The following is a 12,191-nucleotide window of genomic DNA, read 5'->3' on the forward strand; positions in this document are numbered from 1 at the left end:
CCACGATCGCGTAGCATCATCGCCGAACCGTCCTGCCCGAGGCCGCCGATGGTCCTTCGCGTCGCCGCGCTGCTGCTGATCCTCCTCGCCGCGCCCACCCGCGCCGAGACGCCGCCCGATCCCTTTGAGGAGGCGAACCGTGGCATCCACGCCTTCAACGACCTGCTGCGGCAGCATGTGCTGGGGCCGATGGCGTCCTTCTACGTCGAAACGACGCCGCAGCCCGTTCGGGCGGGTATCGCACGGGCGCTGTCCAATCTCGGCGAGCCGGTCACGGCGGTGAACGCGCTGCTGGCCGGCGAGGTGGAGATCGCCCGCAACGCCGCGATGCGCTTCGGCATCAACACGGTGCTCGGCTATGGCGGCGTGCAGGATGCGGCGGCCGAGCGGGGCCATGTGCCGCGTCCCTTCACGCTCGGCGATGCGGCCTGCCGCTGGGGCGTGCCCGCCGGCCCCTACCTGGTGCTGCCCGTGCTGGGCCCGTCCTCGCTGCGCGATGCCGTGGCGCAGATCGTGACCGGCGCCGCGCTGTCGCAGGCCGTGGGCTCGGAGGCCGTGACCGCCTGGGCCTCGGGCCTTGGCTTCACCGACTATGCCGAGATCCACCGCGACCTGACCCAGGCCGAGGCGTTTTCCCTCGATCCCTACGCCCTGCACCGCGCCGCCTGGTCCCAGCGCCGCGCCGCGACCTGCCCCTCGGACTGACGGTTCCTGTGTCCCGAAGTCCCCAAGTGGCAAAGAAGGTTGGGGGGCGCGGGGGGAAGTTCCCTTCCCCCCGCCCTTCCTCATGCTAAGCACGTCCTAGATGCCCCGTGCCGTCGCGCCGCGGGTGCGGCGTGCCCCCCTTGCCGCGCCTGTCCGACCAGCACCCCCCGCCCCGCCGCGTCGCCGCGGCCTGCTCTCGCGCCTGTTCGGCTGGGCGGCGATCCTGGTCGCCTGGGGTCTCGTCGCCGGTTTCGTGGCGCTGGTGGTCATGGCCTGGGACCTGCCGCGGCCCGAGGATGCGCTGGCCGCGACGCGCCGGCCCTCGGTGACGCTGCTCGCCGCCGACGGCGCGCTGCTGGCGACCAGCGGCGACCTCTATGGCGAGACGGTGCGGCTGCGCGACCTGCCCGCGCATGTCCCGGCGGCCTTCATCGCCATCGAGGACCGGCGCTTCCGCGACCATCTGGGCCTCGACCTGATTGGCCTGGTGCGCGCCGCCGTCGTGAACGTCACCGCGGGCCGGGTGGTGCAGGGCGGGTCCACCATCACGCAGCAATTGGCGAAGAACCTGTTCCTGACGCCCGAGCGCAGCCTGCGGCGCAAGGTGCAGGAGGCGCTGCTGGCGCTGTGGCTCGAGAGCCGCTTCACCAAGGACGAGCTGCTGACGATCTACCTGAACCGCGTCTACCTCGGCGCCGGAACCTTCGGCGTGGATGCGGCGGCGCGGCTCTATTTCGGCGTGCCGGCGACGCGGCTGACGCCAGGCCAGGCGGCGGTGCTGGCGGGGCTGCCGCGCGCGCCCTCGCGGCTCAACCCGCGGGTGAACCCCTCCGCGGCGGTGCGCCGCGCGGTCGAGGTGCTGGACGCCATGGTCGAGACCGGTGCGCTGACCGCCGCCGTCGCGATGCAGGAAGCCGAGCGCCTTCGCTTCCCGCCCGCGCCATCCCGCGACGCCGGCTGGTTCGCCGACTGGGTGCGGGAGGGCCTGGCGGAACGCGCCCCGCCGGGCCGCGACCTGACCCTGCGCACGACGCTCGATTCCCGCCTGCAGGCGGCGGTGGAGGCGCGGCTCGAGGCGCTGCTCGCCGGCCCCGGCCGCGCCGCCGGCGTCAGCCAGGGCGCGGTGGTCGCGATCGATGCCGAGACCGGCGCCGTGCGCGCCATGGCGGGCGGGCGCGACTACCGCAGCAGTCCCTTCAACCGCGCGACGCAGGCGCGGCGCCAGCCGGGATCCGCCTTCAAGGCCTTTGTCTACCTCGCGGCGATCGAGGCCGGGGCGTCGCCCGACGACCTGGTGGGCGACGGGCCGGTCAGCCTCGGCGGCTGGTCGCCGGGCAACGGCAATTGGCGGACACGCGGCGAGATCAGCATCGAGGACGCCTTCGCCCATTCGGTGAACACGGCGGCCGTGCGGGTGATGCAGCGCGCCGGCGGGCCCCGCGCGGTGGCCGCGGCCGCGCAGCGGGTCGGCCTGCCGGGGCCGTTTCCGCGGGAGGCCTCGATCGCGCTCGGCACGTCCGAGGTCACGCTGCTCGACCTCGTCACCGCCTATGCGCCCTTCGCCAATGGCGGCACCCGCGTCGCGCCCTTCGGCGTGGCGGAAGCCCGCGCCGAGGGTCGCCCCGTCGCCTGGCTGCCGCCGGCGCCGAGCCCCGCGATCTCGCCGGCCCAGGCCGCGGCGATGCGGCGGATGATGGGCGCGGTGGTGGCGCGCGGCACGGGCCGCGCGGCGGCGGTCCCCGGACTCCAGGTGGCGGGCAAGACGGGCACCACGCAGGACAACCGCGACGCCTGGTTCATCGGCATGGCGGGCGGGCTCGTCATGGGCGTCTGGCTCGGCAACGACGACGCGACGCCGATGGAAGGGGTGGCCGGCGGCGGCCTGCCGGCGCGGCTGTTCCGCGACATCCTGGAAGCGGCGCGCGCCGGGCGGGGCTGACTCCCGCTTTGGATGCCTTCACGCCGCCACGCAGGGCGGCGATGGTAGGGGCCCGATGCAATCGCGCCTTGCCGGTGTCGCGCTGCAGCTCGCAGCGCTCGCGACCTTCGTCGCCATGGACACCATCATCAAGCTCCTCACCGAGGGCTTTCCCGTCGTGCAGGTCATGTGGGCGCGCTTCTTCTTCGGCGTGCTGACCGTGACGCTGGCGATGAAGCTGATCACCGGCCAGGTGCCCTGGCGGTCGCGCGCGCCGGGGCTGCAGACGCTGCGCAGCCTGACGCTGGCCTTCTGCAACCTGCTGTTCACCACGGCGCTGGTGCACATCCCGCTCGCGGATGCGACGGCGGTGGGCTTCGCCTCCCCGCTGCTGACCATCGCGCTGGCGGCGGTCTGGCTGAAGGAACCGGTCGGCTGGCGGCGCTGGGTCGGCGTCGGGATCGGGCTGCTCGGCGTGGTGGTGCTGCTGCGCCCGCCCTTCATATTCGGGGCCGCGCCGGTGCACTGGGCGATGCTGCTGCCGCTCGGCACCGCGGCGCTGTTCGCGGTCTACCAGATCCTCACGCGCAAGCTCGCCGGCGTGGACGATCCGCGCACCACCATCCTGCACACCAGCTTCGCGGCGTCGCTGGTGACCTCCGCGACGCTGCCCTTCGACTGGGTGTGGCCGTCCGCCGGCGGCTGGGGCGCGCTGGCGATGCTCGGCGTGCTGGGCGGGCTCGGGCACGGGTTGCTGGTGCTCGCCTATGCCCGCGCGCCGGCGAGTCTGCTCGCGCCCATGTCCTACACCCAGATGATCTGGGCGGTGCTCGCCGGCGTGCTGGTCTTCGGGGACGTGCCGGACCTGCTGACGCTGGTCGGCATGGCGGTGATCGCGGCGGGCGGCGTGCTCGTCGCGCTGCCGGACCGGACCCGCCGCTGACCGGACCGCCGAGGCGCTTGCGCCGCCGACCCCGCTGCGTTACCGAAAGCCGTCGCTCCGGCCGCCCTCCCGCGCCCGGCGACTCGCGGCCCCTTCCTCCCGGGATCGCGCATGAGGGACACGATGGCTGACATCGGACTGGCCAAAGGGGCCGAGGAACGCGGGCACGCCCGGGCGGCGCTCGACGCCGACAGCGTGCGCGAGGCGTATCGCCGCTGGGCGGGCGTCTACGACACCGTGTTCGGCGGCGTTTCGGGCTTCGGCCGGCGGCGCGCCGTCGCCGCGGTCAACCGGCTGACCGGCCCGCGCGTGCTGGAAGTGGGGGTCGGCACCGGCCTTGCCCTGCCGCAGTACCGGCGGGACCTGCAGGTGGTCGGCATCGACCTCTCCCGCCACATGCTCGAGCTCGCGAAGCAGCGCGTCGAGACCGAGAAGCTCGCGAATGTCCGCGGCCTGCTCGAGATGGACGCCGAGCACATGGCCTTCGCCGACGGGTCCTTCGACATCGCGGTGGCGATGTTCACCGCCTCGGTCGTGCCGGACGCCAAGAAGCTGTTCGCCGAGATGTCGCGCGTCGTGCGCCCCGGCGGGCACCTGCTCTTCGTCAACCACTTCGCCGCCGAGGGCGGGCCGCGCTGGTGGATCGAGCGCGCCATGGCGCCGTTGTCGCGCCGGCTCGGCTGGCATCCCGACTTCGCCCTGCGCGACCTGCTCGACCCCGAGGCGACCAAGGTCGAATCGATCGAGGCCTGCCCGCCGGCCGGCATCTTCACGCTGGTGCAGCTGCGCAACCCGGCGGCGGCGGAACAGCTCCTCGCCGCCGAGTAGGGCGGGTCAGCCCCGCCGGGCGCGGGGCTCGCGCGCCTGCGCCGCGCCGGACGACCGTCCGGCGTCGAATCCCAGGAACCCGACATCCGGCCGCGGCGCGCCGCCGTCGTTGGCGAACAGGCGCGGCCGCGTCGACGGCGCGGGGCCGAGGCGCGTCGGTCCCGCCCCGCGGACGCCGGCGGCGGCGCGGGCCGACCGTTCGGCTTCCTCGCGGATCGCACGGTCGCGCGCCGCGCGCTGGGCGGGGGTCAGCGCGGCCTCGGGCGGCGGGGCCGGGCCGCGCGCCGCGGTGCGGGCCGCCAGCAGGTAGAACAGGATCTCGTTGCGCCCCTGGTCGACCGCCGAATCGATCGCGGTCATGCCGAGCACGTTGCGTTCCTCGAGGCTCGCGCCCCGGCCGACCGCATCCCGCGCCGCGGGGAGGTCGCCGCGGTTCACCGCGTCGAACAGCGCGGCGGTGGGGGAGAGGTTGGCGTTGGGGTCGGCCGGGATCGGCTCGGGCGCGCGGCGCGCGGCGAGGCCGGGCAGGCCCGGGGGCGGCGGCTGCTGGGTCCGGGTCGAGTTCGGCGCCGCCGGGCCGGCGAACTGCGCCTGGGCCGGAAGGGCGCCGAGGGCCAGGAGGCCGGCGGCGAGGAGGGGGATGGACCTTCTCATGGACGCGCTTCTACGCCGGATCGGCCGCGAGGGAAAACACGGCGTTCGGCAGGCCTGAAGCGCGGCGCCCGTCAATGCCCCTCGCGCCGCCACGCCATGACGGCCGCCCCCATCACCAGCGCGAGCGCCAGCCAGGGCGGCAGCAGCGGCAGGGCGCTGATCCCGGTCACCGTATGGTCCCCGTTCCGCCGCAGCCCGATCCAGCCCGGCCCCGCGACGTCCCGCCCCGGCGCGACCCGGCGCAGTTCGGGCAGGGCCGGCGCCGCGCCGTCGCCCATGAAGCGCGCCGCCCCGCCGGTGCCGGCCAGCAGCGGCCGCAGCCGCTCGGGGTCGGCGCGCAGGTCCGCGACCTCGAGCGGATTGGTCGCCGCCGAGGCCGCGAAGGCGGTCCGCCGCCCGTCGGTGGCCTGCCAGACGCCTGGCTGCGTCGCGGGCATGGACAGCGTCGTGCGCCCGCCACCGGCTTCCTCCGCCCGCGCGCGCGTCACGCCGCCGTCGGGCGCGGTGACGGTGATCTCGGGCGGCGGCCCCTCGGCCAGGCTGCGCCGCGTCACGGTCAGGCGCCCTCCCTCGATGCGCGCGGTCAGGTCCTCTTCCTCGAGCTCCGTCTCCCGCATCAGCCAATGGGCGATGCGGCGGAGCAGTTCCTGCTGCGGCCCGCCCCCGTCATGGCCGCGCGACCACAACCAGATGTGATCGGACAGCAGCAGCGCGACGCGCCCTTCGCCGACGCGGTCCAGCACCAGCAGCGGTGCCCCGTCGGGCCCTTCCATCACCGTCGACCCGCTGCGGGCGTCGGCGCGCAGCCAGCGATACCAGCGGCCCCATTGCGCCTCGGCCTGCTGTTCGGTGTTGGCGCCCGAAAGCCCCTCGGTCACCGGGTGGCGGAACCCAAGGCCCGAGACGCGCGGGCGGAACGCCCCTTCGGCCACGATGTTCTGCCGCCCCGAAGGCCGCGCCGGCAGCACCTGGCCGAGCGGCGTCAGCGCCAGCGAGACCGGCCCGCTGAATTCCGGCCCCGTCGACATCAGCAGCGCCCCGCCCCCGCGCACGTAGTCGGCGATGTTGCGCAGGTAGGCGACCGGCAGGATGCCGCGGTTGCTGAACCGGTCGAAGACGATCAGGTCGAATTCGCGCAGCTTCACCTGGAACAGCTCGCGCACCGGGAAGGCGATCAGCGCGAGCTCGTTGAGCGGCGTCAGGTCGTCCTTCTCCGGCGGGCGAAGGATGGTGAAGTGCACCAGGTCGACATTCGGGTCGGCCTTGAGCAGCCGCCGCCAGGTGCGTTCGCCGGCATGGGGTTCTCCCGACACCAGCAGTACGCGCAGCCGGTCGCGCACGCCGTTGATGGTCACGACCTGGCGGTTGTTGCGGGTGCTGACCTCGCCGGGCCGCGCCTCGGCGTCGATCTCGACGACGGTCGGCCCGCCGCGCTGGATCGGCACGGCGATGCGGTGGTCGCGGCCGATCGGCACGCTTTCGGTCCGCGGCGCCTCGCCGTCGCGGCGGATGGTCAGGCGCGCCGCACCCTGCGCGTTCGGCACGCCGAGGTCGTCGACCGCGACGCGGATCTCGACCTCGCGTCCGACGATGCCGAAGCCCGGCGCCTCGATGACGCGCAGCCGCCGGTCGGTCTCGCCCGCCCGGCCCGGCATCAGCGCGTGGAAGGGCGCATCGAAGGGCGAGGCGGCGGGGATGTCGTGCGCCTGCCCGTCCGTCAGCGCGATGACGCCGGCGAGGCGCGCGCGCGGGATCTCGGCCAGCGCGCGCTCGATCGCGGCGAACAGCCGGGTGCCCTGGTTGCCGGCCTCCGGCACCTCGACCGTGCGCAGTTCCAGTTCGGGCAGGCGGCTGGCGCGCGCCTCGATCTCGCGTCGTGCGGCTTCGATCTGCGCGGTGCGGGTGCCGACCGTGGTGGAATCGCTGTGGTCGACGACCAGCAGCGCGATGTCGGGGCGCGTCTCGCGCGATTCCTCGACCAGTCGCGGATTGGCGAGCGCGAGCAGCACCAGCGCGAAGGTCACGGCGCGCCAGATCGTGCCGCGCGCACGGCGCCACGCAGCCGGCGCCAACGCCAGAACCGCGAGGACCGCGGCTGCCGCGAGCAGCCAGAGCGGCAGGACGGGGGCGAAGTCGATGCCGGCGATGGTCTGGGTCATGGCGCTGCCTTCCCCGGACCCCATCCGCCAAAGGCCGGAAGGCCTGTGGAAACCGTGACGTCAGCCATCAGTTCCCGAGCCTTTCCAGGATGGCCGGCACATGCACCTGGTCGCCCTTGTAGTTGCCGGTCAGCGCGTACATCACGAGGTTCACGCCGAAGCGATAGGCCAGCACGCGCTGCCGCGCCCCGCCGGGAATCGTCGCGTAGGGATTCTGCCCGCGGCTGTCGATCGCCCAGGCCGCCGCCCAGTCATGGCCGCCGATGATCACCGGGCTGACGCTGTCATTCGCCCGGTCCTGGTCGCGCGCCACCCAGACCTGCCCGCCGCTGAACCGCCCCGGCAGATCCTGCAGCAGGTAGAAGGCGCGCTTCAGGACGTGGTCCTCGGCGACCGGCGCGAGCGGCGGGACGGCCAGGTCCCGCGTCACCCGCCGCAGCGCCGCCCGCGCGCCGGGGTTCATGCCCTCGCCCGTCCCCTCGTCGCGGGTGTCGAGCAGGATGATCCCGCCATTCCGCATGAAGGTGTTCAACGCCGCGACCATCGCCGCATCCGGCTGCGGCGCATCCGCCAGCACCGGCCAGTAGAGCAGCGGGTAGAAGGAGAGATCGTCCCGCCCCGGCACCACCGCCGCCGGCTCCGCCAGCCCCGCCGCCGTGCGCCGGTTCACGAAATCCGACAACCCCAGCAGCCCGAGCCGCGAGACCTCGTCCACCTGATTGTCGCCGGTGACGACATAGGCGAGCCGCGTCGCATTCGCCGCCGCGCCGTCCGGTTCCTGCGCCATGGCCGGGGCGGTCAAGCCCAGCGCCAGCACCAAGGCGGCCGCCCGCGCCCAGCGCGGCCCGATCAGCCCGCGCTGGACCAGGGAGATCACCAGGTCCGCCGCCAGCAGCAGCAGCGCCAACGCCAGCAGCCAGGGCCCGAGGTCACGTTCGCCCGGCACCCCGCCCACGCTCTCGATCCGCGCCGAGGCCGGCGGCGGCGCCGATGCGCGCGGCGCCGGCAGATGCGCCGTCAGGTTCAGCGCCCGCCGCCAGGCGGCGTCCTCCGCCTGTCCCGGCGTGCCGTACCAGCCCGGCGGATGACGCGGGGAGGCCACCGTCTCCTCCACCTTGTTCGCCGGAATGGGCGCCGCCGCCGGCGTCGCGGGCCCCAGCCGCCCGAAGCCGTCCAGCATCTCGAGCGGCGCCAGCGGTGCCTCGCTCTCCGCCCCCTGCACGCCGGCCGACAGCGCGACCAGCCGCCGCAGCATGTCCACGAACAGCCCCGACAGCGGCAGGTTCGACCACTCCGCATTCGCCGTCACATGGAACAGCACGATCCGCCCCTGGCCGCGCGACACCGCGGTGACCAGCGGCGTCCCGTCCGCCAGCCGCGCCCAGGACCGTTCGGTCAGCCGCGGGGACGGCTCGGCCAGCACCTGGCGTTCGATCGTCACCTCCGCCGGCGGCACCAGACCCGCGAAGGGAGACCCGTCCGGGAAGGGTGCCAGCGTCTGCGGCCGGTCCCAGGACAGCGCGCCGCCCAATTGCCGTTCCCCCGCCCGCAGCCCGACCGGCAGAAGCGGGTCGGGGCGTTCCGCGAGGCGAGGACCGGCAAAGCGGATCAGCATCCCGCCCTGTTCGACCCAGCGGGTCAGCGCCTCGCGCTCGCGCCCCTCGGGCACCTCGCGGTCCGCGAGGATCATCACCGCGAGCCGCCGGCCCAGCAGCGCCTCCGGCGTGCCGCGCCGCACCTCGGCATAAGGCGCGAGCGCGCGTTCCAGGTAATAGAGATCGCCGGTCAGCGGCGCATCGGCCGAGGTCTCGATCGCCGCGGCGAGGCCCACCGGCCGCCGGCGGAACCGTTCATCCAGCAGCACCGTCCCCGCCGCGCCCGCCTCGGGCTCCAGGTCCAGCCGCACGACCTGGTTGCGGATCTCGATCGGCAGGTCGAGCGACGCCTCGGCCTCCGTCGCACCCGCCGGGAAAGCGAGCGTCGCCGAGGCGATTGCCCGCCCGTCGCTGGTCCGCGCCAGGACGTTCGCCTCGCTCGGCACCGCGACCGGGGTCTGCAGCGCGCGCACCACCAGCCGGTCGGCCTCGGCGCGCGGCGGGGGCAGCATCCGCGCCGGGCGCGCCTCGGCCCGCGCCACCGTCAGCGGCCCGGCATCGGCCAGCGCGCCGGCGAAGGGGCTGAAGGCGCTGCCCTCGGGTGCATGTTCCACGCCATCCGCGACGTAGAAGGTTGCGAAGGGGCCGGGATGGGCGGCCCTGAACGTCGTCAAAGCCGCCTGCGCCGCCACCCGGTCCGGCGCCCAGGCGCGCGGCCGCAGGGCCGCGAGGCGCGCCCGCGCTTCCTCGGCCGGCACCAGCCCGGTCGCGGCGATCGGCTCGCCCGTCTCCGGCGGGGCGGTGGCGAGCAGCGCCACCCGCCGCCCCTCCCGCGCCGCCGCATCCAGCGCCGCCGAGGCCGAGGCGACCCGCGCCGGCCAATCGGGCGCGGCCGCCCAGCCATTGTCGACCACCAGCAGCAGCGGCCCCGACCCGCCGCCGCCCGCCTGCGGCTGCCAGACCGGCCGCGCCAGGCCGATGATCACCAGCGCCGCCGCCACCAGCCGCAGCAGCAGCAGCCACCAGGGCGTGCGGTGCGGCGTCTCCTCGGTCGGCGGCAAGTCCCGCAGCAGCCGGATCGCCGGGAAGGCCTGCGTCCGCGGCGCCGGCGGGCTCACCCGCAGCAGCCACCACAGGACGGGCAGCGCCGGCAGGGCCAGCAGCAGCCAGGGCGCCGCGAAGGCCAGGGGACCGAGATGCCACATCAGCCGGGCGCCAGCCTGCGATGCAGCGCCAGCAGCGCCGCCTCCGGCGGCTGGTCTGTCCGGTGCGTCGCGAAAGACCAGCCCGATGCCGAGGCCAGCGCCGCCAGCCCCTCCCGGTGCCGCGCCAGCCGTTCCTCATAGAGCGCGCGCACGCCCTCCACCCGCGGCACCAGCGCGTGCTCCGTCACGCCCAGCGCTTCGAAGCGCACGCGGCCAGTGAAGGGCAGGGTCTCTTCTGCGGGATCAAGCACCTGCAGCAGATGGCCCCGCACGGCCCGCGCCGCCAGTTGCGCCACCACCCGCTTCGTCTCCTCGAGCGGCGCGAGGAAATCCCCGATCAGCACCGCCCGCGCATGGCGCGGAATCCGCCCGTCATCCGCCACCTCGGCCGCCGCCGGCAGCGACTGCGCGATGGTCTGCAAGGCCCCCCGCCCGGCAAAGGCCCGCGGCAGGCCGAACAGCCGCACCCGCTCCCCGCCCCGCAGCAGCAACGCCGACAAGGCCAGCAGCAGCAACTCCGCCCGCACCCGCTTGGTCGGCAACTCCTTGCCGCTCCGCCAATCCATCCCCGGCCCGCCCTGGCACCAGAGCGCGACCGTCTGCGCCGCCTCCCACTCCGTCTCGCGCACGAACAGCCGGTCCGACTTGGCCGACTGCCGCCAATCCACCCGCGCCGCCGCATCCCCCGGCAGATACGGCCGGAACTGCCAGAAGGCATCGCCCTGCCCCGGCCGCCGCCGCCCATGCACCCCCTGCATGACCGTCGCCGCCACACGCTCGGCCTGCACGACGAGCGGGGGGAGCGAGGCACCAAGGGCCTCGGCCCAGGGGACGGGAACGGTGGTCACGGGCGCGCGCCGGTGAGGGCGCTGCCCTCCCCGGACCCCTCCCGCCAAGGGCTTAAGGCCCTTGGAACCCTCGACTTGATCGGGGTGGAGAGGGAGGGGGCGTGGCGCGCCTGCGATCGAGGGCGCGCGCGTGACGCCCCCTCCCTCTCCACCCCGATTGAAACTGGTTTCCAAAGGCCCTTCGGCCTTTGGCGGGGAGAGGTTTGGAGAGGGGCGGCGCCCCTCTCCAACGCGACCTGTGCCACCGTCCCTTACCCCAGGCTGGCCTTGAGTGCGTCGATCACTTCGCTCAGTCGCACGCCGTCCGCGCGGGCGGCGAAGGTCAGGGCCATGCGGTGGCGCAGCACGGGTTCGGCGAGGGCGATGACGTCGTCGATGGACGGTGCCAGGCGGCCGTCGAGCACGGCGCGGGCGCGGGTGGCGAGCATCAGGGCCTGGGCCGCGCGCGGGCCGGGGCCCCAGGAGAGGTTCTGGCGGACGGTCTCGAGGCTGGTGGTCTCGGGGCGTGCGCTGCGCACCAGTTTCAGGATGGCGTCGAGGACCTGTTCGCCCACCGGGATGCGTCGGATCAGGGCCTGGGCGGCGATGAGTTCGGCGCCGGTCATGGCCTGGACGGGCTTGGCTTCGCGGGCGCCGGTGGTGGCGAGCAGCATGGCGCGCTCGGCGGCTTCGTCGGGGTAGCCGACCTCGATTTCCAGCAGGAAGCGGTCGAGCTGGGCTTCCGGCAGGGGGTAGGTGCCTTCCTGCTCGATCGGGTTCTGGGTGGCGAGGACGTGGAAGGGGGCGGGCAGGGGGTGGATCTCGCCGCCGATCGCGACCCGGTGTTCCTGCATGGCCTGGAGGAGGGCGGACTGCGTGCGGGGGGAGGCGCGGTTGATCTCGTCCGCCATCAGCAACTGGCAGAAGATCGGGCCCTTGATGAAGCGGAAGGCGCGCTTGCCGTCGGCCGCTTCCTCGAGGACTTCGGAGCCCAGGATGTCGGCCGGCATCAGGTCCGGGGTGAACTGGACGCGGCGCGGATCGAGGCCGAGGACGGTGCCGAGCGTGTCGACCAGCTTGGTCTTGCCCAGCCCCGGCACGCCGACGAGCAGGACATGCCCGCCGGACAGCAGGGTGATGAGCGTCCGCTCGATCACCAGGTCCTGGCCGAAGATGACGCGGCCGACGGACTCGCGCACCCGGGCGAGGCGGGCGCCGAGCGCCTCGACCTCCGCGACGAGAACGGAAGGGTCCTGTGTCGTCTCGGCCACTTCACTCATGCGGGCAAGGCTCCCTATATGTCGGGCGGAGGCGCACCGTCCGGTGCCGCCCGGGACATGGATTACCTCGCATCGGC

General features: G+C 74.5%; 9 protein-coding genes. 4 read left to right on the forward strand and 5 right to left on the reverse strand.

Features of this window, described 5'->3' with window-relative positions:
* Positions 1-48: 48 nt before the first annotated feature.
* The 4 genes from GWK15_RS22625 (at position 49) to GWK15_RS22640 (ending at position 4,394) form a co-directional block, all read left to right on the forward strand.
* A complete protein-coding gene (locus GWK15_RS22625; protein WP_168043675.1) occupies positions 49-705 on the forward strand; it encodes an MlaA family lipoprotein in 657 nt (218 codons plus the stop codon).
* A 100-nt stretch (positions 706-805) separates the two neighbouring features.
* The gene (locus GWK15_RS22630; RefSeq protein ID WP_168043676.1) at positions 806-2,644 is read left to right on the forward strand and encodes a transglycosylase domain-containing protein; all 1,839 of its coding nucleotides are present in this window, start codon (positions 806-808) and stop codon (positions 2,642-2,644) included.
* 55 nt (positions 2,645-2,699) lie between these two features.
* Positions 2,700-3,566 carry a DMT family transporter gene (locus tag GWK15_RS22635; protein ID WP_168043677.1) on the forward strand — a complete coding sequence of 289 codons (867 nt, stop codon included), beginning with the start codon at positions 2,700-2,702 and terminating at the stop codon, positions 3,564-3,566.
* Between the two features lie 123 nt (positions 3,567-3,689).
* A complete protein-coding gene (locus GWK15_RS22640) occupies positions 3,690-4,394 on the forward strand; it encodes a class I SAM-dependent methyltransferase (protein ID WP_168043678.1) in 705 nt (234 codons plus the stop codon).
* A 6-nt stretch (positions 4,395-4,400) separates the two neighbouring features.
* Here GWK15_RS22640 and GWK15_RS22645 read toward each other — a convergent pair whose 3' ends face one another.
* The 5 genes from GWK15_RS22645 to GWK15_RS22665 all read right to left on the reverse strand — a co-directional run bounded on the left by GWK15_RS22645 (position 4,401) and on the right by GWK15_RS22665 (position 12,114).
* Positions 4,401-5,048, reverse strand: coding sequence for an ankyrin repeat domain-containing protein (locus GWK15_RS22645; RefSeq protein ID WP_168043679.1), 648 nt, complete (start codon positions 5,046-5,048; stop codon positions 4,401-4,403).
* A gap of 71 nt (positions 5,049-5,119) precedes the next feature.
* Positions 5,120-7,207 carry a hypothetical protein gene (locus GWK15_RS22650; RefSeq protein WP_168043680.1) on the reverse strand — a complete coding sequence of 696 codons (2,088 nt, stop codon included), beginning with the start codon at positions 7,205-7,207 and terminating at the stop codon, positions 5,120-5,122.
* 67 nt (positions 7,208-7,274) lie between these two features.
* The gene (locus GWK15_RS22655) at positions 7,275-10,007 is read right to left on the reverse strand and encodes a DUF4159 domain-containing protein (RefSeq protein ID WP_245211843.1); all 2,733 of its coding nucleotides are present in this window, start codon (positions 10,005-10,007) and stop codon (positions 7,275-7,277) included.
* Positions 10,007-10,855, reverse strand: a complete 849-nt coding sequence (locus tag GWK15_RS22660; RefSeq protein ID WP_338147317.1) for a DUF58 domain-containing protein — start codon at positions 10,853-10,855, stop codon at positions 10,007-10,009. Before GWK15_RS22660 ends, GWK15_RS22655 begins: the two co-directional genes overlap by 1 nt.
* 251 nt (positions 10,856-11,106) lie before the next feature.
* Positions 11,107-12,114, reverse strand: coding sequence for an AAA family ATPase (locus GWK15_RS22665; RefSeq protein WP_168043681.1), 1,008 nt, complete (start codon positions 12,112-12,114; stop codon positions 11,107-11,109).
* Positions 12,115-12,191: the final 77 nt, after the last annotated feature.

It is taken from the genome of Neoroseomonas oryzicola (genome assembly GCF_012163135.1).
GTDB classification, from domain to species: Bacteria; Pseudomonadota; Alphaproteobacteria; order Acetobacterales; family Acetobacteraceae; genus Neoroseomonas; species Neoroseomonas oryzicola.